Origin of the sequence: Parabacteroides sp. ZJ-118 (assembly GCF_011038785.1) — a bacterium.
Lineage (GTDB): Bacteria > Bacteroidota > Bacteroidia > Bacteroidales > Tannerellaceae > Parabacteroides.
The window spans coordinates 45,531-68,479 of the sequence record NZ_JAAKDT010000003.1; the positions used below are offsets into that span (position 1 = coordinate 45,531).

Consider the following 22,949-nt stretch of genomic DNA (forward strand, 5'->3'; position numbering starts at 1 on the left):
TTGATTATCTTAATAAACACTAGTATTAATATTAATTTATTGATTATGAACAAAAAGTTTTCTACTCTTTTGGCTACACTCCTTGTAGCCGGTGGATTGGGCTCTTCTGCGTTCGCTGCTGACAACACCACGGTTGATTTAAGTAAGCGCATTCAGTTAGAGTTTAATGGACAGAAACTGGTCGTTGGCGAGAGTTCTGTGCGTGATAGCTTGGCTTTGGCTGGCAATCCTGCATCCATCTATGATTCACACAAGCAAAATTGGCAATTGAGCCTTACTCCTATTAAGGATGCCAATGGTTTTGTGACTCATTATGATGTGTATTTGGAGAATCAAGTAAATGGGGCTATCGCTTTGACAAAAGAGGATGCCGCTAAGAAGTCTTTGTATTATTCTCCGGGTGCGGTTGTGGCTTCCGGTAAAATGAAAATCGCTCGTGTAGCAAAAGCTGCTTATGATGCGGGAAAGAATCAGTTGACTTTGCCTAAGGATGTTAAATTCGGTTCTTGGAAGTATAACTCGGCAACGAAGACAAAGACTGCTTGGATTCTTCAGCTGACGAACGATGGTATTATCAAGTTGGTGACAGGTGAGTATAAGTTCACAGGAAATAATCCTACAAGTACTCAGCAAATCGAAAGTCAAACTGTTGACTTTTCGGTGGATGGCGTGACTTACGAGAGTGATTTGGCATTTAGTATCGCTCAAAAGTCAGATGGGGGAACTCTGGCTAATTGTATGTTGAATGAAGTTGGCAATGATGGTTTCAAACTAAGCTTTAGTAAAGAGGTCTCAGCTGGTTCTGAGTTTGGAAATGTTCTTTCAGCGAACGAGTTGTCAGTTGTATATGATCCAGTTTATTCTTCCGCACGTTATCCGGGACTTAAAGCCTATAATGATAAAGTAAAGGCTGCCAAAGCAGTTGTCGCAGAGGTTGCTGATGTCAAGACCAATTTGGAATCTTTCACAAAAGAGATGAAGGTTGCTTTGACGGCGGCAGTGAGGGTTGACTATGAGCATAACGAGAAAGGAGAGTTGGAAATTACAGGAAAGAACAAACTTTCTGAAGTAGCTCCGAACTTGTCTGATGTTGAAGAGACTGGGGCTATGCTTGCCAGTGATAAATTGGCTGCATTATTTGCTGCCAGTCAAAAGCAATCTGCTGCTATTACGAAGCTCTTGAGCGACTTGGATGGGAAGAATTATGCATATACTATCCTTAACGAGGATGGTCTATTCGAGGTAAAAGATGCCGCTACAGAGGTTAAGGGGCTGGAAGATGCTGTAAAGGAGATTACTGATGGGTTGGACGAAATCACAACAAACGCTTCTGCCGCTATCGCAAAAGTGGATGCTGCCGCTCAAGACTTCGTTAAGGATAATTATAAGAAGAGTGGTATCACAGAACTCTCTTATGAGGATTACAAAGTAAAGGTGGGTGACAATGAGGTTGATCCGGGTGAATATATCAATGGAACTTTAGCTGCAAACTTTGTAGATGCTAAGGCTAATGTATTGAAAGCTGCCGTAGCTGTTCCTGAGTATACGGCTTCTTCTAAGGTTGTTGTTGCGGATTTCAATCCGTTCGCTGTAGTAGGTGAGAAAGATACGTATGTTGCTGTTGATACGATCTATGTGGCTGAAAGAGAGAAATATCTTTCTTTAGGTACGATGACTATGTCTAAGTATGTGATTGTTAAAGATGGAAAGACGGTTAAGTATGAGGGTAAAGATTATGCAGCTGGCGACATCGTTCCCTTGTTGCATGAGACGGACTTTGATTGGAGAACGATGCAATATATCTTGGTTCCGGCTAAAGGCAAGTTCGCTGCTACAGCTTTCTTTAAGGCTGTAAACTATGATGATGTTATCTCTTCCGCTTCCGATTCTTTGGTGATCACTGCCAAGGCTCCTAAAAATCCGGCTGAAGGTAAATACTATAAAGATTATTCGGATGCAAGTATAGCAACCGATTTCTATGATGCACAAGTAGTAATCCGCACACTGGGTGGTCGCCGCGAATTGTCTGTGTTAACTGAAGATGAAACTACAACAAGTGAAGTTTGTACGAATACAAGAATCTCCTTCGAGGAACCTGCCTTGGCTACTAAGATCAAGAATGGTGCTATCTATTTCATGATCAGTAAGAATGTTCGTGATGAGGAGAGTATGGACAAGTATCATGTGGCTACTCCTGATTCTTATTATGATGGATATGCCAAAGAGGCATTCAAGAATGTGCCGGGCACACAATGGTTGGCGGAGAAGAACAACGATAAGTACACGTTCAACAACCGTGACTTTAAGGCATCTCGGGTAGGCAACCAGAAGTTGTTCGTGGTTGGCGATGAGAACGACATGATCTATACGACAGCAGCTCGCGATACTTTCCAATTAGTAGAAGTGGATGCGGTTAAGGAAGGTCACTTAGGCTATAAGTTCATCCCTGAGGAAATCCAGAAGATCTCAGACTTCGTATTGTCCGCGGTGAACTACGCGAATATGGAGACTCCGTATTACTTGACATTCGATGGTAACAAGGATTCTATCTTGACCGCTACCGCAGACAAGGAGAAAGCGTTGGCTTTGATCCCGATGATCAAGGATGATAAGCAAGTTACAGAGGAATATGCGATGAACGATAAGAACTTGTCTAAGCAATATTATCAATTGATCGCTAAATCTGGTAAGGATACGTTGTATTTGGATTATGATTACAGTGGTGAGGTGTTTGTAACTAAGACACCGGAGAAAGAATACTTGCTGCAATTTAGAAGTATTAATGATAACGCAAACGCTTATGAGGTTTGGTTAGGTGCATATGACGAGGAATCCGAGGAGTATTATTCTTATCGTAAATTATCTTATAACCAGATAGGTCAAGCTATCGCAGTGAATACTAGTTCAGCTTCCGCGTTCGTTTACGACTTGGTAGACAACTCAACCGACATCTACAAGAACTTCGGTTTCACGGGTACTACTAACGTGATCATCTCCTTGAACGGTGACGAGGCTTCTAAGGTAACGAAGGTAGGTCCGTTCGCTTCTGTTAAGCGTACAGGTCTTGAGTTGCGCGCCGCTGCTAAGGATGAAGACTTCGTATTGGTAATGGATACAGCGTTCGTAGACCAGAAGGATAACATCCGCTACGCATACTATATCACGAAACCGATCGAGGACACGACGAAGACCGCTTGGAACGACGAGAAGTTCTACATGGTAACTTATAAGGATTCTGTAGCCGCTGGCAGATCTAACGACACGATCAAGTATTCACAAGATAATTTGACTCGTATCGGATTCGTTCCGGCTAAGCGTATCAACGCGGATTCTTTGGCTATCTCTAGGATCGATCCGGCTGCCGCCGATACATTGAACGTGACGGAGAAGGCTGGCGTAACGAACGCAACATTCGCGTTCGCTATCGATGAGGACGACGAGAACGCTTATCGTATCGAGTCCAACAAGGGTGAGTATGTAAGCTACTTGAATGGTATCTTGGTATTGGGCAACAAGCAACAAGCTCAGTTGTTCAACGTGAACACAACCGATATGAACCCGACTCACAACGACGAGGTAACAGTAGAAGGTGTATCTGTGATCGCTGGTAACGGTACGGTAACCGTACAGGGTGCCGCGGGCCAGACTGTAACGGTCGCTACGGTTCTTGGTAAGGTAGTGGCTAACCAGGTAGTCGCTTCCGATAACGCTACGATCGCCGCTCCTCAAGGCGTGGTATTCGTAACCGTAAACGGTGAGACTACGAAAGTGGTTGTTAAATAATCACGGATCATAGGTTTTAAAGAATAAGGCTGAGGAGGGAGTGATCCCGCCTCTCCTTTTCATAAGATATTTATAATTCTGAAATTCCCGTGCGGAGATAGATTCTTCAAGTACATCGCGATGGTAGAACATGCGGGAGTATTAATACTAAAGTAATAAATTAAAAGCTTAGGTCACGAGAGCTTCTGTGAAGAAGTGTCGTGACCTTTTTTGTGACCAAGAGGAACCTCCAATATCCCAAGCGCGGGATCACTCTCGCTTGATGTCGCCCAGCTCCACCAGCTTATTGACGATCGCATAGATCGTAAGGCCGCTGGCACTATGAATTTGAAGTTTCCGGGCGATATTACGGCGGTGGGTGATGACCGTATGCGTAGAAAGGAACAAACGATCCGCTATCTCCCGATTCGTCATTCCCTTCACGACACAGACTACGATCTCTTTCTCCCTCGCGCTTAACGACTGTTGCTCGTCTTCCCCTTCCGGCTCGTCATCCGGAAGTACCTCGGCATTCAACCGTTCCAATTTATGCCTGATCTCATCGGGGCTGTCGTATATGTTAATTCGCTCATCGTAAGAACGCACTAACATACGGTCTGAGACAGAATAGGACAAAGCGATACATTTCATCTCGGCACAGCCGCTTTCCTCCTTCAAATGTTGTGACGTGAAATAGCCGGGCAAAGCCGGGTTCACGATCAACACATCCGGTTTGTGCATACGAAGCGAGTCGAAAAGATATTCCGCCGAATGAATCTCCACCATCTGGATATGGAAACCCGGCAGCCGTTTCAACAGGCTCTCCAGTCCGCTTCTTATGATAGCGGAAGGTTCGGCTATCGCGATCTTTAGATTTGTACTCATCGGACTCATGCTTGTAATTGTTTTTCCAAAGCCAATATGGCCGGTACGAACAAATAATCCTCCACACGGGTATGTGAAGCCAAGTCTTCCTCCGTGGCAAAAATATCGAACAAGACGCTATTCAGCATATTCGTACCCGCTCCCGGATAGTATTTGATCAGGATGTTTTTCAACTCCGTGATCTTCATCTCTATCTGATCATGACGCTTGCGGAAGATCGTAATGTTGTATCCCGGATCCTTCTTTCCTTCCAACAAATTACGGACATAAGGGAAAACAGCACATTCCTCATAAGACATATGTTTATTTACCTCCTCCGCATACTCATCGAAAAACTTCGCGATCACAAAGGCGACATCCTCCGGACAGCCGGATATGGCATCTACCAGCTTACGGCGGATATGCGGCAAGCGGAAGCTCAAGAAGTAATCATGGGCATTATGCAAATAGCGGATCAAGTTCTCGATCGACAGGCATTCGCTGATATTCCCGACAGGCGCATTCACCTCCTCGGCCAAGAAATTCACGACCGTCAGGAACGTACAAGCATCCACCCCATTCTGCCGGCAAACCTCCCCGATATTCTTCTCGCCGAACCCGAGCGCTATGCCGAAACGGCTCATGACTAAAACCATCGGATAGTTCTCACAGATCAGATCACTCATTTTGTCGGTTTCCCGGTACATTCCATTTTTATACATAGGCTTCTTGCTAACTTGTCTGGGTGTTTGAATAGCCAAATATACTCCTTTTTCGTCCATATCTCGTGCATTTATTATTATTTCACAAAGGCTTAAAGGACGACTCCGCCGGTACGACCGCGATACACTCGGTCTCTATCAACCATCCGGGGCGGCAAACGGGCGCCAAGACGATCAAATGTGGCCAATCCGGGTAATGCGTCTCAAAATACTTCTTGACCGCGGAGTAATCAGCCATATCTCTCAAATAGGTGATCGCTTGCGTAATATCACGAGTAGTGGCACCCGCCTCTTTCAGCAATACGCTGATATTTTCCATCATTCGCTCGGCTTGTTTTATGACATCGCCCGGATAGACAATCTCTCCCCGGTTATCGATACTCGCCGTCCCCGAGATGAATACCTGTTTACGATCCCCATAGGTAACAACCGTACCCCGCTCGAAGGTTACGCCATACTCATAAGTAGGATTCAGGTGCGTGGGAGCGTAGAGGAACCGAATCTGCTCCGGTTCCAACCCATCTACGGCGTAACTGTCCATCTGTACCAACACCGAAGGATCGGCATGACGCCCCTCGATACCCGTGCTAGCGATATAATGCGTCTTCTCCGTAAGATTCTGCGTGATAAAGACCTCTTTCCGGGCTTTCACCACACCGGCGTAATTCACGTCTACGTTTTGCACAAAGAACCAAGTGCGGACACAATGAGAGGCCAACGTACAACGCTGCCCCATCAATTGCATCACATAGTCATTCAATAAAAGCCGGGTCTGATATTCCGAATTGACCGCCTTATTGAAAGCGCCTCCCATCCAGAGGTGCCTGTAACCGTTACGCGATGCTTCCAATAAACCGGAATCGTATGTTTGTACCGAAATCCCCGTTTGCAAATAGGCCCATATAGCGATCTTTGTGCCATTCAAAGGCGGTTGCTGCACGATAGAGAGCGGGCAAAAGGTGTTCTCACGCTCCCACTCCATCACGCTATCCGTCTGATTAGCCGCATCACTTAAGAAATAACGGCGGAAAACGGCAGTAGCGTCATTCGATAGCTCTTCCTTCACGACAGTCACGTAAGCCTGCGAAAGGTTTTGCAATTGCTCCACGAAAGACAAGCAAGGGTCCGTGATCGATACCATCACCTGATATTCCGTTGTTCCACCTTTGCCCGTGAATGAAGAGATTTGCGCTTCTACCGCGTTATCCGTATCTGTTTTTCTCGTATAATTCATCATTTTCTTTCTTGTCAATTATCCAATGCCCCTCCTGAAACCCAAGCTTGGATCAAGGCAAGGACCTCCTGTTTCCCGGAACTATTGAACATATCCTTATGTATCGGGTTATCCTCCAATATATCCAGCAAGAAGCTATTGTTTAGATCACCCGGGGTCACGTAGTTCTTACCCTCTCCCGAAAGGGGCGCCTTGATATTCACCAAGGATGTATAAGCTACATCATCCCTAAGATCCAATTGGCCGGCCAATCCCGATCCCCCGCCATGGCAAGAGAGGCAATTCAAGTCGAATACCTGCGCTTGTACACGTTTGAAACTCGCTAAATCCAATTCGCCCACAGATACGTCAAGCGGTTCGTCCGAATCGTTCACCGGAGACGTATAATAGGAGTGAATCAACCGTAATCCCCTGCTGATCACAGCGACCTCTATGCTCCTCGTATCCGGAGTGAGATGATTCAACCGGAGCTTTAGCTTTTTGCCGGCTTCCGCCGGCTTACTGATACGCTGGGTTTGCAAAGGTCTCAACGGATCCTCGCCAAAAGCGCATAACGAGAGCATATTCTCCTTCGGCCAAGCTTTCAGGCCGATAAAAGAAAGTGACACGGTAGCTGTTCGCCCGGAATCAACCGTCTCATCCGGATAAATCTTGCCCTCATCACAACCCAACCCGAATAACAGGAATAAGGCATACATTATATATTGACGATATCGTTTCATACCTAAAGATTAGAACGTAAACTGCAACATGGCCGTAGCGGAGTGACGAGCCAATCCAATAGCGTCCTCATCCCGGTCATTCTGCGTAGCATGACCACTACGGCCTAAATATTGATACATTACCTGTAGCTTCAAATTATTATGAAAGAAATAATAATTCAAACCGGCGGCGGGCATATTCAAGAGTCCCCCCTTATCCGTGGCGTTGCGGTCATAGAAATCATACCGTAAAGCCCCTTGTAATTTCGGAGTAAGGAAATAGCCCACCTGCGCGTATGCTCCCCAGAAATGCTTATCCGGCTTTCGCATGATCCGGGTAAAGTGCATATTCATGTAGTAACCCTCGGCAGCTACATACCAGCGGTTCTTGATCCACGCGAACTCAACGCCTACACGGGTATCGCTACTGGTCAAGAACTCAGCCTCCGCATTATAAGAGGCAGACAAGGCGATAGAGATCTTGTCGTCATTCAAATTCTCCGGAGAGCCTTGCGACATCGGCATCTCTCCCTTCGGCATAAAGGCCAGACGGCCCGCGTACAACAGAGACGGCAACCATTTATGATCATCACAGTTGGTCTTGGTCGCCCTATTCACGTCGATACCCGTACCATTAAAGATGCCGACTTGGTACCTCCATGTATCATGGATGAAACCATGTACCTGTACACCCAAATCAAATCCTGTGGACATGTTCGGTAGGACATAATTCACATCGTAAGGAAGCAATACGGATTGGAAAGCGGAATAGGGAAGTACCGGGAACAACGTCTCCCCCAAAGTGCTTAAATAGCCGTGCATGAAGGGTGTCTTGAACTTACCGACACGGATACGGAACGATTCCCGGATCGCTACGTCGAACCAAGCTTGCTGCAACAAGGCGCCTCCACTCTTGGCGGCATTCAGCGATAAATTGAAAGTAACTTGGCCAAAAGCCTTGCCCGTAAAACCGAGAATAGCGTTAGGGATCGCGAAGCCGGAGTTCGCCACGCTCTTGGCATAATGGCTTTCCAGCCCTTGGTCGTCATATCGGTTGTAGCTGGCGCTTGCCTGTACCAACGTGTAGGGCTTGAACAAAAAATCACCGGCCTTGGTAGAGAAAGAGAAGCCCTTCTTTCCTGCTAGTGAAACCACATCGTTCTCTACATATTTATCATCCACCTCTTTCTTTGTACCTTGGGCTTTCACGGAGAAAACGCTCGTTGATAGAAGCCCTACAAGCAATATCCTATATGTTTTTCTCATTTCGATTCTATGCGTTATTGATTCATAAACTTTGCAGGAATTTAATCAAAGCGGCCCGCTCGTCTTTTGTCATGCGAGAGAATAGGGTACGCGACACGGCTCCCTCCCCGCCATGCCACATAACCGCCTCCGTCAGATTCCGGGCACGGCCATCATGCAGATAATAGGTATGGCCGTTTACGACCTCTTGCAGCCCCAATCCCCATAACGGGGTCGTCCTCCATTCATTACCGTTGGCCAAGCCACTGGGATAATCATCCCCTAACTCAACGCCCATGTCGTGCAATAAAAAGTCGGAATAGGGATGGATCACCTGATTCCCCAATTGAGGCAATTCCGTATGATTCAAAAGGACAGATCCGCGAGGGCGTGTCTTCAAGGAGGTCACATGGCATAAATGACATTTCGCCTGATAAAAAAGCCGCTCTCCCCGAAGAACCGTAGGATCCTCCACATTCCGACGGGCGGGTACACCCAAGGTCTGGAGATATACATCCACATCTTCCATATCTTCCGTAGAGACCTGTGCCCCGGTCATGGCAAAGCCCATCATGTTACGCTGTCCTTCTCCTACCTCATGCGGGAAACGATCGTTCGTGACACCGAGGTCGGAAGAGAATCCCAATTCCACCGTTAAGTCGGCATGATTCGCCTTATTGCCGGAGAGGCCGATCTGTTTCCTCCCTTTTTCGGTTACATAGTTGATGCGTCCGCTGATACCGTATTCGGGGTAATTGCTTTTAGCGGCGATTTGCTTCAGCAGATCCAAGTCGAGCGCCATCATCTGTCCCATCCCGACATGCCGTAAAGGTTGACGTACGGAAATCCGCAGATCCGACATCGGAATACTATCGGCATACCATTCCTTTATCTCATAATGAGGAGTGACCAACTCATATTCCTCTCCATCGGGAAACGTAAACTTTCGGGATGTAGTGGTGATCTTGACCCTTCCCTCCGGTTTTGTTCCGTATATCGCTTGATCATGTAATACCCGGCCATACTCTTGGAAATAGCCGCCGCTTTTGCGCGAGATATAAATGAGCATGGAAGAGAAGCCGGGACCGGAACCACCATCGGCTATAGCCGGACGGGTTCGTCCGGTACTTTTATGGCAGGAGCCGCAGGAATATCCGGCATAAAGCGGCCCTAATCCTCCACCATCCACATTCTCGACACCGCGAGCATCGTCGTACAATCCGTCACCACGATTAAATCGTGTCTCTAATTCGCCCGTCACCCAGTTTGCCTGCGTATCGTACGCATCCGGGGCATTGGAGAAAATGGTTGAGATACCCGCAGACAATTCCTTATCGGAGGCTATCTGTCCATTGGGTTTCTTCACCTGCCAATTTCCCAAGTCCTCGGATTCGCAGCTACACAGCAGACTACCGGATAAAGCGAATAACAGGAGTAATCTTCGTTTCATCGTATCGGCTTGTCCGGTTAATTCGTGAACTTAGACTTAACCACCCCCAAGCCTGTCGTTAAATCCGCACAGGCGTCTGTCGCCGTGTTAATATGCTCCGTATCTCCCAAATTGTTACGGAAAGGATAGCCGATCGCATTGATGGCGTCGATTGTCTTATCGATTTGAACGACCATCAAACTATCCAACGTAGGATTAATCATCTTGGTCAAGGCATGCAAGCTATTCTCGGAAGCGGATTCCTCATCCCGATCACGGCCGCCGAAATAAGCATTCTTGATACTTACGATATTGTTCTTATAGTCGTCCAAGGAATTCCAGCTATACCAAGACTCTACCGCCAGGACTCCGGGGTTATTCGGGTCGGTAGCATCCTTATTACTTCCATTCCATGCCGTCACCGGGTCGGTTATCTTAGCGGAACCCACCTCATTGGAAATTCCGGCCATACCGTTATTCCCATTCAACATAAGCTCAATCGCCTGATACACATTGCCAATGGAATATGCGGAACCGTCATGTTTCTTCATGGCCTCCGCATAAGAAGAGGGGACATCCGAGGTTCCTAAGCCTTTCAGCCAACCGTTGTATAAATCTTGAGTATCAGACAACATGCGTTCGGACACTAATTTTAAATATTCCAATTCATTCTTTGCGAACGGGATTGCCTCCAGATCACGAGGCTCACCGTCTAAGAATAACATCTTTTCCGCCGTATGGAATCCACGTAAATTTTGAGGACCATCTTCCGCTTCTTCGTCTACAGAACCTGAGATCTTACCAAATTCGCCTGTCGCTATGATCTCTTCTATCCCGTTCTTATCCAGTGGCCAGCTATCCAAGCTCGGGTCTAGTTGCGCCAAATCCGCCACGCCGAACAGAAACGCTTCGCTCTCTTCCCAAGGAACACGAGCCGCACGCCAAGCGTCGCACGCATCCGCTAAATCATTCTTAGAACCCGACGCGATGAACTTATCTACCGCATTCTTGTAGGCGGTCATCTTGGCCAACATATCCTTATAAGTAGGTAGAACCACATCATCGACGAAAGTAGTGACAACCGCACTCATCTGATCTTCTGTGGGTTTTATGCCGGAATCCGCAGGAAGATTCTTAAAATCATACGTTATGACATCGGGATCCTTGCCCGGATCATCGTTGTCTCCACAAGAAGTGAAGCTCAAAGCCACACCCATTAACATCATGGGCAATAAAAGTACTTTTTTCATTTTTTCTTACATCTTATTTATTAATAGTCTATTATCTTGATAAGAACCAGCCAATATAAGCGATACCGACAGAAACCCTGTTCTGACTATTATAATCACCCTTACCGACAATACGGTGCGTATAATCCGCCTTTACGACTAAATTAGGCAATGCGTAATAGTTAAGGCCAGCCATAATCACGCTCTTTTGAAGACGTCTATCCGCCAGTTTATTACTCCCTTTTTCTACGGATTGCATCGGATTGTAATATTCGTAGCGAACGAAAGGATAAATTTTAGGGGCTTTCCGGCTAAATAAGGAACCTACATGATAGCCCACCTCGGCCGCATAGCTGACAGCGGTCTCCGCCACGGTTGAAGTAGGGTATCCGGAAGCGGAAGAGGAGTTGTTGTTCACCTTCGTCAACGCGTTGCTGTTACCCAAATGGCCGTAAACGATATTACCTCTGGCGATCAAATGATTGTTCGGACTTTTGTATTGAGCGTCCGCCGTCACGATGGCAAGTGGATATTTCTCACCCTGGTTACGTTGCGGCTTGCTACTATTCTTAGAGGGTTGGTTATAATAGAACGAAGCCCCTATACGTAAGCCTTTCCATTTCTTCACCCCATTATAGTTGACACGAGCCACAAACGCAGGATGCGTAAATTGAGTCTCCTCGAAAGCGCCTTGCGTACCTTTGCCGACCCAGTTCTCCATACGGAAACCTTGTGGATCCAGACCGGAAACGACTTGTAATTCATAATCGAAATTTCCCACATCACCAAATAGAGCCACACCCGTCTCATGCCAAGTGGAAGGCAACAGGGTAGTCTCTCCCTCCGGACGATATACACCGAAAAAATTCAAGGGCTCATGATGCGCGTTGGTCAAGCCTACCGGTACGATCATGTGTCCAAAACGGAAGTTTACATGCTTGTTCATCAGATAAGAGATATGGAACTGCTCCAAGGCGACCTCCCCACCTTTCTCGATCTCCGTCTCATATTCTCCATTCTCCTCGTACCACTCCACTTCCCGTGCGGCACCTGTTCCTCCATACTCAAACTCAATCTCTGAACTCAGTACCCATTTGGGAGAGAAGGCGTAATCAAACCCCAAAATAAAACGAGGAATAGAGACGGTAGCCCGGTTCGTATGTGATGTACCTTGAGGTGTCACCCAGTTCCAGTCATAATCCATATAACTGGCAGCCATCTCACCATATCCCCCAAAACGGAATTTAGAAAAACCGTCGGCATATATCTCCGATGCCTTTACGGTAGAGCTCATATTACGCTCTTGAGCATGTAAAGTAGTAAAGGAAAGTAATCCAATCGCCAATAAATTTGTTAACGTTCTCATTGCGTTTTATAATTTTGGGCAAAATTACAGGGGCAGAGAATCTGCTACAATCGCCCGAAATAGGTAAAAAGAGACCCTGATTACCTACTCGTAGGTATTGCGCGCTCTTATAGACCGATGTCTCTTACGTTTTATTACCTTTTTTTATCGCAGAATGGATGTATCTTTGCCCGGGAAACTGGAAGAGACTCAACTTAATGCTAGGAATCGTCAGTAAAGGAATCATTATAGGTGTATTGGTTTCGGCCCCCATGGGCCCCATCGGTATGCTCTGTATACAAAGAACACTAAATAAAGGACGTTGGCACGGGTTCGTCACCGGATTAGGGGCCGCGCTATCCGACGTGATTTATGCGGCACTGACTTGTCTGGGCATGGGAGTTGTGGTCAATTTCGTGGAGGCGAACCAAGCACCCCTGCAATTGATCGGAAGTATCGTTCTCGGCATTTTCGGGTATTATATCTTCCAGAGCAATCCGACTAGGAACTTAAAAAAACACCGAGAAAAAAAATTGTCGTTCACCCAAGACTTTATTACAGCTTTTCTACTTACCTTTAGCAACGTGTTAATCGTCTTGCTCTATATCGGATTATTCGCCCGGTTCGGTTTCGTGTTGCCGGAATATTCGTTTTGGCTACTGGTATTGGGTATCGCTTGCATAGGGTTAGGCGCCGTTCTTTGGTGGTTCGGCATAACATATATTATTGGAAAACTGAGAAAATGGTTCAACGTTAGAGGTATTGGGTTACTGAACCGGATCGTGGGATCTGTCATTATAGGATTGTCTATTATCGGCGCCCTATCGGTTGTACTGACCTCCTACTTACATTGGCCTTTGCTCCAAATCTATAGTTAAGATGAAACGACTGAAAGTTCCTGTTATTCCCGTTCTGGATGTGCTTGATATAACATCTATCGAACCGATTCTTGAGGTGCAATCCCAACGTGAGTTCCTCACCCATGCCAATTGGCGTGAATATCCGTATAAACCAATCACCGCTTTTAATATAGCCCGGACTGAGAAAAATCTATATATACGATATAGCGTACAGGGTAATTCGCTGAAGGCATCTTATGGGGTAGACGATTCCCCGGTCCATAAAGACAGTTGCGTGGAATTTTTCATGAAAAAGGAAGGTGACTCGCATTATATGAATTTCGAGTTTAACTGCATCGGAACTTGCGATGCCGCCCGCCGTACCTCGCGGGATATCAAGACATCGCTTTCGCAAGAAGAGTATAAAAGCATTCTAAGGTTCCCGTCCGTGAAAAAAAGGACGTTCGAGGAGATTAAAGGCATTCGTACATGGAGTTTGATCGTAGTCATACCTCTCAAGTTGATGGGGCTGGATCCGAGTAACCTGCCGGAGAAAATACTAGGGAACTTCTATAAATGCGCTGATGAGACGATGAATCCGCATTTCGTAAGCTGGAGCCCGATCGACCTTCCCGAGCCTAATTTCCATTGTCCGGAGTTCTTCGGTGAGATCTATCTGTAATATAGGCGTAGCGCATGCAGCATGCGCTACGCCTATATGGCTATTTATTATTCTTACCTAGTTTCAGCTCAAGTACGAAGGCTATTATCAAGCCGATGCCTCCGAATAAAAGAACCGAAGCCCCATAAGCTGTACCTGCTACCTCCTGCCTGTACCAATCAGCATCGCAATAAGAATGTGTCGCCATACACATGTTAATAATAAAGCCGACCAACAGACCTAATCCGATTCCCGCCAAAAGGCATCCGACCTTCAAGCTACTGAACGAGATGTTTCTCACGTAATTAGACAATCCCCATTTCCCATCGAAAGCAGAGGCATCCAGCTTATCACCGATCTTCTCGATAATCGCCAAACGTTCCCTCTTGCGAACAAACAACTCAAATAACCCATAAATTCCTGCGCAAACGATTCCGACAATTAGCGGAATAGAAATGAAATCCATCATAACGGTATAATTTTAATTGATTTATAATTCATTCTCATCTCTGTTTGCCTTTTTGACGCAATAAATTCCCTGAGGTTACACCTCCGGCCGGAAAATATTTTTTACTTTTGCTACCGCGGGTTGTAACCTATTTACCCGGCTTGCGTCCATTAAGTACGATGGAATTGTATACCGATACATATTATATACGAAGGATACAAGCGGGGGACGTGAAAGGTTTCGCTTGCCTTTTGGATAAGTATAGCCGCCCAATTCATTCGCTGATCCTCAAAGTGGTACAAAACCAGGAGGATGCAGAGGAACTGGCGCAGGATACGTTTATGAAGGTATTCAAGAACCTAGCCTCGTTCAAAGGTGATTGCAGTTTCTCCACATGGATTTACCGGATCGCTTATAACACGGCGATATCGTCCGTAAGAAAGAAGAGACATGAGTTCCTGACGATCGAGGAGACAGCATTGGATAATGTATCGGAGGAGGAAGCCGCTAACTTATTCGGGCAGACCGATTCCACGGGACAAGTGCGAAGACTGGAGATCGCCCTTGAACAGCTTCCCCCAGACGAACGGGCCTTAATATTGCTCTTCTATTGGAAAGAAAAGACAATAGAAGAACTCGTCTCTATCACCGGCTTGACCGCCTCGAATATTAAAGTCAAGCTGCATCGCATCCGAAAGAAATTGTTTGTATTATTAAATGGAATGAATCATGAGTAAGCTAAACACGAATAAGGAACGGCCCGATTTCTTGAGGGATTTATTCAGCCGTATACCGGAGGAGGAGTTGCCCGCCTCGTTTCGTTCAAACGTAATGCGACAAATCATGCTTGAATCTGTCAAAGCGAAGAAACGTGATGAACGATTCGGCCTGCTAGCGGTAATCCTCGCATCGCTTGTCATGATTTCCCTTGCCGTTGCGTCTCTCATCTACATGGGGATACCTCGGATCAGCCTCCCGGCCCTAGACACATCGGCTTTGGCTTTCTATCTATATATAGGAGCCCTGGCGCTCATCCTTCTACTAGCGGATTACAAATTGAGAAATCTGCTGCTTCACAAGAAAGAATAAAAATACTTGTCAATCAGAAAAAAAACATTACCTTTGCCCCGATTTTTGAGAGATGACAACATAATGTCTAACTTACTAATTAAAAACAAATTTAGTATTAACGATTAAAGAATGGAAAATTTAAAAAACATCCAGCCGGTTGAAGACTTCAACTGGGACGTTTTCGAGCAAGGCGAGACCTACACCGAGGTAAGCAGGGACGATCTTGTAAAAACGTATGACGAGACCATGAACACCGTAAGAGATAAAGAGGTGGTTATGGGTATCGTTACCTCCATGAACAAACGTGAGGTTGTTGTAAACATCGGTTTCAAATCTGACGGTGTTGTTCCTATGTCCGAGTTCCGTTATAACCCGGATCTAAAGATTGGTGACGAGGTAGAGGTGTACATCGAAAGCCAAGAAGACAAAAAAGGACAATTGATCCTTTCACACAAAAAAGCACGCGCTACACGTTCTTGGGATCGTGTTAACGAGGCTCTTGAAAAAGACGAAATTATCAAAGGTTACATCAAATGTCGTACGAAGGGCGGTATGATCGTTGACGTATTCGGTATCGAAGCGTTCTTGCCGGGTTCTCAGATCGATGTTAAGCCGATCCGCGACTACGATGTATTTGTAGGTAAGACTATGGAATTCAAGATTGTTAAGATCAATCAAGAATTCAAGAATGTTGTTGTATCTCACAAGGCTCTTATCGAGGCAGAGCTGGAACAACAGAAGAAAGATATCATCTCCAAATTGGAGAAAGGACAGGTATTGGAAGGAACTGTCAAGAACATCACTTCTTACGGTGTATTCATCGACTTGGGTGGCGTAGACGGTTTGATCCACATCACAGACCTCTCTTGGGGACGTGTTTCTCATCCGGAAGAGATCGTTCAGCTTGATCAGAAGATCAACGTCGTTATTTTGGACTTCGACGATGAGAAGAAACGTATCGCTCTTGGCTTGAAACAATTGACTCCGCACCCATGGGATGCCCTGGATCCGGACTTGAAGGTTGGTGACAAAGTTAAGGGTAAAGTTGTCGTTATGGCTGACTACGGTGCGTTCATCGAGATCGCTGCCGGCGTAGAAGGTTTGATCCACGTTTCTGAAATGTCTTGGACTCAGCACTTGCGTTCCGCTCAAGACTTCATGAAAGTTGGCGACGAGATTGAAGCTGTTATCCTGACCTTGGATCGCGACGAGCGCAAGATGTCTCTTGGTATCAAGCAGCTGAAGGCTGATCCTTGGGAAAACATCGAGGAGCGCTTCCCGGTAGGTTCTCGTCATATGGCTAAGGTTCGTAACTTCACTAACTTCGGCGTATTCGTAGAAATCGAGGAGGGTGTTGATGGCTTGATCCATATCTCTGACTTGTCATGGACGAGGAAGATCAAACACCCGTCTGAATTTACTCAGATCGGTGCGGAGATTGAGGTCCAGGTATTGGAAATCGACAAGGAAAACCGTCGCTTAAGCTTGGGCCACAAGCAATTGGAAGAGAATCCTTGGGATGTATTCGAGACAATCTTCACGGTTGGTTCCATCCATGAAGGTATGATCATCGAAGTATTGGATAAGGGCGCTGTTATCTCATTGCCCTACGGCGTAGAAGGTTTCGCTACTCCGAAGCACCTTGTAAAAGAAGATGGTTCTCAAGCTCAAGTAGATGAGAAACTTTCATTCAAGGTAATCGAGTTCAACAAGGAGGCCAAACGCATCATCCTTTCTCACAGCCGTATCTTTGAAGATGAGCAAAAAGGTGCTAAAGCCACTTCTGAGAAGAAAGCTTCCTTTAAGCGCGGTGGTAAGAAAGAAGAGGAAGCCGCGATGGTAACCGGTTCGGTTGAGAAGACTACATTAGGAGACATTGAGGAATTGGCTGCTTTGAAAGAGAAACTTTCCGGTAAGTAATCGATCCTTCTTTAAGATTATAACAAAAGGAGATATCTGGTCCAGGTATCTCCTTTTTCAATTCCTGCCGCGGGGCTTTATTTAGGAGAAACATTCTTCCGTGACACGTGCCTCACCGGGGTCGAAAATACCTAACAAATCATTGATCTCCTTCCTTTTCTCTAAATCCGTGAAATAAGTCTCTACAACTTTATAGATATCAAAACCTCCCGTAGAACCGGCCGCTAAGTTTAATGACTCTACCAACTTACCTGTAGCTTTGTGAATCTCAGCTTGTTTCAGTAAATGAAATTCATTCCCGTGAATTAATTGATTCTTTGCCATGATACTCTAATTTTAGGTTATACAATATTATTCCTGTCCTAAAGATACAAATATCTTGTATATGACCTAATACTTTTATCTATTTTTTAATCGATTCATCTATTTTATCAGCCGAAAGGGGAAATATGTCTCCATATTCCATTAATTTTGCCAGAAAACGGAAATGAAAAAGTTAGTCATATTCGATCTTGACGGAACACTATTAAATACGATCGCAGATTTAGCCCATAGTACGAATCATGCGTTACGGCAAAACGGCTTTCCGGCGCATGACGTAAACGAGTATAACTTCTTCGTAGGAAACGGCATCAACAAGTTATTTGAACGTGCCTTGCCTGAAGGCGGGAAAACGGAAGAGAATATATTAAAGGTAAGGAAGGAGTTCTTAAAGCATTACGATCTGCATAACACGGATCGCAGCGTTCCCTACCCCGGTATCCCGGAGTTATTAGCCATGTTGCAGGAAAGAGGAATAAAACTGGCGGTCGCTTCTAATAAATATCAAGCCGCTACTCGTAAGCTCATCGCCCATTTCTTTCCTTCTATACAATTTACGGAAGTTCTCGGGCAACGTGAAGGAATAAAGGCGAAGCCGGATCCCGGTATCATCCATGAGATTGTAGAACAAGCGGGCATCTCCAAAGAGGACACTCTTTATGTCGGAGACTCGGGCGTAGACATGCAAACCGCAATCAACAGTGAAGTGACATCCTGTGGGGTAACATGGGGATTTCGCCCTCGCACGGAATTAGAGAAATACGCGCCCGATCATATAGCGGAAAAGGCAGAAGATATACTCAAGTTTGTCTAAAAGACGATTCAAGCCAGTCGTGCGAGGTTTGCGCCAGCACATATTCCATCCAGTTCGCACAGCCATTAGAAATACAGTCGTCCCTAACATTCCCTCCAACTTTCCAAAGGACTTTTAAGTGCGCACCCAATTTGCTGAAAGAGATCAATAAATGAAAAATAAAGGGCCAGCTCCACCAGGAACCGGCCCTTCCGTCATACCCCTTAATGACGTACCAAAGACAACATTCTATAATCTACATCAATATCTGTCGAGCGTATTTCACGCAAGTACCTACCTCTTTCACGGAATCAGACCAAGGCTTGATAGCATATTCCAGCTCTATATCGCAATAGATAGGCCATTTCTCTTGTTTGATCAACAAGAGCACGTCTTCCAACGGCATCTCACCTTGTCCCCATACCTGATTCGTATTCGGCTGATCCCCTGTCGTAGGTCCTGTCTTGTCTTTCAGGTGGATACTATAGATCCGGTCATGGTATTTCTTGATCATCTCATTCGGATGGATACCTGTAGAGCCAAAGAAGTGACCCGCGTCAAAATTCAACATAATAGAAGGAGAGACCGCTAAGATCGGATCGCAACTAAACCCCTCCTCGGCATATTGCATATGATTGTGGAAAGCCATATACATCCCATGCTTTTCGGCGAATGGAGCGACTCTTTTCGCTGTCTCCAAATTAATCTCGTCCGTTACGGCTTTAGCACCCATGGCCTTGGCCACCTTGAAGGCATAATCAATCTCTTCGTCCGAACCCATACCGGAAGGTTGCATTTTTACGATATGCACTGATATTCCGGCGTCATTCAATAATTTACGGGCACCTTCTACCTTCGACAGATCTAAGCCGAGACGCCACGCTTTCAGCTCATCTTTATACTTATCGATCTCAGCCTGCTGCTCCGGAGTAAACTTCGGGGGACCCATCCGACGGGGAGCCGCCGGTTTCTCACCGGGTTTCGCCGCAGGTTGAGGAGCTTGCTGGCGGAAGAATCGCATCATCGGATTCTCCGGAGCTCCTAAATAAGTTTCCAGATCACTTCCCATCAACTCGATGGAACTGATATTCGCCTTTTGGCAATACCTGACGATATTCTCCAATCCACCCGGCATGGAGCGCCAACTGTAAGTGATCGTGCCGATTTGCACGCCACCGAACTTCGAGTTAACCTTGCCTGCCTCCGTCTCAACCGGAGCGGGAGCCGTCTCTCCCTTTCCCGTACAAGAGAAAGCACTCGGAAGGAAAGACACAGCCGCCAAAGCGGCGACCGATCTCCCTAGAAACTCACGTCTGGACTGACCATTGTTCACATCTTCATTCATAACCATTCAATTTATAAATTAACTTTAACTCTTAGAAGAAAGGCCCCCCCATTCGCCAGCGACACAATCTCCGCCAATTTAGCGGATGCCTCAAATTCATTAGCGGCGAAAATATATAATAGTAAAAAACACAACTTCGCTTCCTCGTGCGAAACAACGAGAGCAAATATAGAGATGAGCAGTAAACTATGAGTTAACAAACACTAAACAAGGCATTAATACAGGACTAATTTAAGGCTAATTTCGTATCTGTGTAAAGCTTAATTCGCACAATAACAGTGAAATAAATAAACTGAAAAATAGTTATAAAAATCTTCGGACACTTACCGGGTAGATTGCTGACTCATCAGCGAAGACGGCACGATTTGCTCAAAAGAGGAGGGGAAAGCCTCGCCATACATCTCCTGGTATAAATCGCAAAAGCGGTCGTACGCATAACGGGCCAATTTGAAGTTGTTCTGGTAAATCAAGGCTTTGATCTTATAGATCAAAGCCTCCTCGTTGCAAGGATCGTTCAGAAGGATCTGATCGGCTATCTGGATCACCCGATCCGCCTCGTTCTCGATCGAGTAGGTGCCGATAAAGCGAGACAAGACATCCACCGTACTATTACAGATATAACTTTTAAAATCATCCATCCAATCAAACGATTCCCCTTTGAACACTTCTCCTTTGCTGATAATATCGTAGAAATATTCAAAGTCCGGCTGAGTCCGTACCCGTTTATCTTTCAGCCAATCCAAGCAAACCAGATAATCGCAATAGACATCTTCCGAAAGCTGGAGGATATATCGATTCGCATTGAATAGGACCTCGATCGTGTCGATACGTTCCAATATCTTCCGGAGTTTCAATATCGATACGCTTCGAAGGCTCTTCGTACTTTTCGAGGGGTTGTCATTCCCCCAAATCATCCGTGTCAAGTCTCTGCTCGATATTCCGAACCTCCCGGGGGAAGAGTGAAGCATAATCAAGATAAACAGCTGTTTTAATTTGGGGGTAAATAGAGCGGTTATATCATTTCCATCCCGGTCCAACACATAGAACTCTCCAAACAACCGGATGTAATTGCGCAGAACCGGGGCCTCCTCGATCTTCTCCAGCATTTCTTGCGAAGAACGATCCGGCTCCTCGATTTCTTGCTCGATTCCCTCTTCCGCAACCGTTCCCGCATCAACCTCCTTCTGCCTTGGCTTTCTGTTCACCTTCCGATAGCCTAGATAAGCCATAAAGGCCAAAGCCATCAAGATCAACCCCATTCCAAGGATATCCAACCAAGTGATCGTATTCGATATATGCAAATCCAATAACTGGTTGCTCAATCCCAATATCTCCTTATCGCTCAACACACGAGACCAAATACAAAGATTATCCAGCACACCTGCGAAGTTCGAGGACTGACCGAAATTCACGAAGCCGACATATAAGCTATCACTACCTAGGTAAGCCGGACGATCAAAAGAGACTGCGTCCAGTTTTCCATTCACGAATATAGCCTGCTCCCCATTCCTCTTATTGTACCGCCATACGACATTGTACCATTTGCCCGGCTCGATCTCCGTGTTACCAACCAGATCGTTGTTAAAGAATCCCATATACGGTTTCCGGTTCCGTATCAACAGATGCAACGCTTGTTGATAAGCGCTGTTCTTAGCTCCCAGAATACAATAATCCTCCTTCTCCGGCAGGTACTTAGGTATTTTCAACCAAACGCCGACGGTGAAATCATGATCCCGCATATGAAGTTCCGAAGCAGTCGGCAAGTCCACACGGGCCTGATTTTCCAAGGAAGCGACCCGCCCCCGTATAGGATCCTGAATAAACTCGACATGCCTGGATACCGTGAGATTGTGATTGGACGAACCATCTTTCTCGTCGCCCTCAAACGGTAAATAAATCTCTATATCCTCGTCGATCCGCAAAGGCCTGGCCTTAAAATCACCGGCGAAAGCCTTCCTTCGGATACCGGAAACATAAACCGTGGCTGGCTCTATCCTATAGCCCGGAGAGGTAGGGGAAAGCATCAACTCGGCCCCGGGCTCTAGCGGGAAACAATATTTACCCGTCGTATAATTAGACATCCCCTCCCAATTCACGTAGTTAAGCAGTTCATTGTTATTCGTAACCGATCCGTAGATGATATCGAAATTCCGGAAAGTGACCAACGAGACATCCAACCACGGGTAATACTTATCTACCAAGACAAAATTGGGAATCCTTCCATCCCGGATCCACGCTCTTTTAAACGATTCTATTAAATAAGGCGTCTGTCGGGCTAGAGCCGAGATATCATTGCTATTTCCCCGGGAAGTCTCCAGAAACTTATATCCGGTAAATAAAGACAAATTCTTTTTCAGCCGTTCATCAAAACCCTCAATTCCTTTCGGTTGGTTTCCCCAATCAGCGTCCGTATGCTCCACGAAATCCCTCATATTATGTAACCATGAAGGATTGTTCAAATGCTTCTGAACCTCGAAAACGACCAGTCGCTTTCCGGAACTCAACATATCCTTCAGGGATGGCCATCCATTTTTCGTATCATACTCCAGTATATACTCCATCAAGCCTGTTTCCTTAAAAGAGGATTCCAGCCCCGTCTCCACATGAAAATCAAGGAAAAGCGTCATAACCTTGGAGGAGTCCGCATCCAAGGCCGTTTTAATGGCCTCCAATGATTCACTGAAAGGAGTAAACGTACCATCGGGTTTCCTTAGTAACAATACATTTGTCTCCGCATCCCGCTTCAAATAGAAATAAAAACCTTCGATCGGTTTCCGCAGCAACTCGTCCAAAGAAAGTTTTTCCGGGAAATTGGAGGATAGACAGGAATAATTAGATAGGACATAGACGCTCTCGTTGTATAAAAGACCGGCCTCCACATCCTCTTGACGTTGAGAAACCAAACGTTGTGCCGAAAGTAATTCCGGCATAGTGGTTATAATGCTGACAATTAAACATATATAACGAAACTGCGCTATCATCCTATACAATATCCCAATTATAAGATCATCCAAAAGTAA

19 protein-coding genes are annotated in these 22,949 nt (G+C 45.8%); 7 read left to right on the top strand and 12 right to left on the bottom strand.

What is annotated here, in order from left to right; translation table 11 throughout:
* Window positions 1-45: 45 nt before the first annotated feature.
* A complete protein-coding gene (locus G7Y39_RS01940; RefSeq protein ID WP_165154572.1) occupies window positions 46-3,783 on the top strand; it encodes a DUF6383 domain-containing protein in 3,738 nt (1,245 codons plus the stop codon).
* Window positions 3,784-4,032: 249 nt separating this feature from the next.
* Here G7Y39_RS01940 and G7Y39_RS01945 read toward each other — a convergent pair whose 3' ends face one another.
* The 8 genes from G7Y39_RS01945 to G7Y39_RS01980 all read right to left on the bottom strand — a co-directional run bounded on the left by G7Y39_RS01945 (window position 4,033) and on the right by G7Y39_RS01980 (window position 12,552).
* A complete protein-coding gene (locus G7Y39_RS01945) occupies window positions 4,033-4,647 on the bottom strand; it encodes a response regulator transcription factor (protein WP_165154574.1) in 615 nt (204 codons plus the stop codon).
* Between the two features lie 5 nt (window positions 4,648-4,652).
* Window positions 4,653-5,348: a hemerythrin domain-containing protein gene (locus G7Y39_RS01950; RefSeq protein WP_206225137.1), complete on the bottom strand. Its 696-nt coding sequence runs from the start codon at window positions 5,346-5,348 to the stop codon at window positions 4,653-4,655.
* Between the two features lie 82 nt (window positions 5,349-5,430).
* Window positions 5,431-6,585 (bottom strand): Rid family hydrolase, encoded by a 1,155-nt coding sequence (locus tag G7Y39_RS01955; RefSeq protein ID WP_206225134.1) that lies wholly within the window; start codon window positions 6,583-6,585, stop codon window positions 5,431-5,433.
* 11 nt (window positions 6,586-6,596) lie between these two features.
* The gene (locus G7Y39_RS01960) at window positions 6,597-7,304 is read right to left on the bottom strand and encodes a hypothetical protein (protein WP_165154578.1); all 708 of its coding nucleotides are present in this window, start codon (window positions 7,302-7,304) and stop codon (window positions 6,597-6,599) included.
* Window positions 7,305-7,313: 9 nt separating this feature from the next.
* Window positions 7,314-8,549, bottom strand: a complete 1,236-nt coding sequence (locus tag G7Y39_RS01965; protein ID WP_165154580.1) for a porin — start codon at window positions 8,547-8,549, stop codon at window positions 7,314-7,316.
* Between the two features lie 22 nt (window positions 8,550-8,571).
* Window positions 8,572-9,978 carry a di-heme oxidoredictase family protein gene (locus G7Y39_RS01970; protein WP_165154582.1) on the bottom strand — a complete coding sequence of 469 codons (1,407 nt, stop codon included), beginning with the start codon at window positions 9,976-9,978 and terminating at the stop codon, window positions 8,572-8,574.
* A gap of 17 nt (window positions 9,979-9,995) precedes the next feature.
* Window positions 9,996-11,207 (bottom strand): imelysin family protein, encoded by a 1,212-nt coding sequence (locus G7Y39_RS01975; RefSeq protein WP_165154584.1) that lies wholly within the window; start codon window positions 11,205-11,207, stop codon window positions 9,996-9,998.
* A 31-nt stretch (window positions 11,208-11,238) separates the two neighbouring features.
* Window positions 11,239-12,552, bottom strand: coding sequence for a hypothetical protein (locus G7Y39_RS01980; protein WP_165154586.1), 1,314 nt, complete (start codon window positions 12,550-12,552; stop codon window positions 11,239-11,241).
* Window positions 12,553-12,749: 197 nt separating this feature from the next.
* Between G7Y39_RS01980 and G7Y39_RS01985 the strand changes: the two genes are divergently transcribed.
* Together G7Y39_RS01985 and G7Y39_RS01990 are read left to right on the top strand one after the other, a co-directional pair.
* The gene (locus tag G7Y39_RS01985) at window positions 12,750-13,409 is read left to right on the top strand and encodes a LysE family translocator (RefSeq protein WP_165154588.1); all 660 of its coding nucleotides are present in this window, start codon (window positions 12,750-12,752) and stop codon (window positions 13,407-13,409) included.
* A gap of 1 nt (window position 13,410) precedes the next feature.
* Window positions 13,411-14,052 carry a carbohydrate-binding family 9-like protein gene (locus G7Y39_RS01990; RefSeq protein WP_165154590.1) on the top strand — a complete coding sequence of 214 codons (642 nt, stop codon included), beginning with the start codon at window positions 13,411-13,413 and terminating at the stop codon, window positions 14,050-14,052.
* A 40-nt stretch (window positions 14,053-14,092) separates the two neighbouring features.
* On the opposite strand, the gene G7Y39_RS01995 is transcribed toward G7Y39_RS01990, so the two are convergent.
* Window positions 14,093-14,500: a DUF6249 domain-containing protein gene (locus G7Y39_RS01995; RefSeq protein ID WP_165154592.1), complete on the bottom strand. Its 408-nt coding sequence runs from the start codon at window positions 14,498-14,500 to the stop codon at window positions 14,093-14,095.
* 158 nt (window positions 14,501-14,658) lie between these two features.
* Here G7Y39_RS01995 and G7Y39_RS02000 point away from each other — a divergent pair, with 158 nt between their 5' ends.
* From G7Y39_RS02000 to rpsA, 3 genes are all read left to right on the top strand, one after another.
* Window positions 14,659-15,216, top strand: a complete 558-nt coding sequence (locus G7Y39_RS02000; protein ID WP_165154594.1) for an RNA polymerase sigma factor — start codon at window positions 14,659-14,661, stop codon at window positions 15,214-15,216.
* Window positions 15,209-15,568 (top strand): hypothetical protein, encoded by a 360-nt coding sequence (locus G7Y39_RS02005; protein ID WP_165154596.1) that lies wholly within the window; start codon window positions 15,209-15,211, stop codon window positions 15,566-15,568. Before G7Y39_RS02000 ends, G7Y39_RS02005 begins: the two co-directional genes overlap by 8 nt.
* Window positions 15,569-15,679: 111 nt before the next feature.
* Window positions 15,680-17,470 (top strand): 30S ribosomal protein S1, encoded by a 1,791-nt coding sequence (gene rpsA, locus G7Y39_RS02010; RefSeq protein ID WP_165154598.1) that lies wholly within the window; start codon window positions 15,680-15,682, stop codon window positions 17,468-17,470.
* Between the two features lie 81 nt (window positions 17,471-17,551).
* Here rpsA and G7Y39_RS02015 read toward each other — a convergent pair whose 3' ends face one another.
* Entirely contained in the window at window positions 17,552-17,794 is a 243-nt protein-coding gene (locus tag G7Y39_RS02015; RefSeq protein ID WP_165154599.1) for a hypothetical protein, read from the bottom strand.
* 163 nt (window positions 17,795-17,957) lie between these two features.
* Here G7Y39_RS02015 and G7Y39_RS02020 point away from each other — a divergent pair, with 163 nt between their 5' ends.
* A complete protein-coding gene (locus tag G7Y39_RS02020; protein WP_165154600.1) occupies window positions 17,958-18,605 on the top strand; it encodes an HAD family hydrolase in 648 nt (215 codons plus the stop codon).
* Window positions 18,606-18,840: 235 nt separating this feature from the next.
* Here the strand turns inward: G7Y39_RS02020 and G7Y39_RS02025 are convergent, their stop codons facing one another.
* A complete protein-coding gene (locus tag G7Y39_RS02025) occupies window positions 18,841-19,929 on the bottom strand; it encodes a sugar phosphate isomerase/epimerase (protein WP_165154602.1) in 1,089 nt (362 codons plus the stop codon).
* A gap of 323 nt (window positions 19,930-20,252) precedes the next feature.
* Complete coding sequence (locus G7Y39_RS02030; protein WP_165154603.1) at window positions 20,253-22,943, bottom strand: LamG-like jellyroll fold domain-containing protein; 2,691 nt, start codon at window positions 22,941-22,943, stop codon at window positions 20,253-20,255.
* Between the last annotated feature and the right edge of the window lie 6 nt (window positions 22,944-22,949).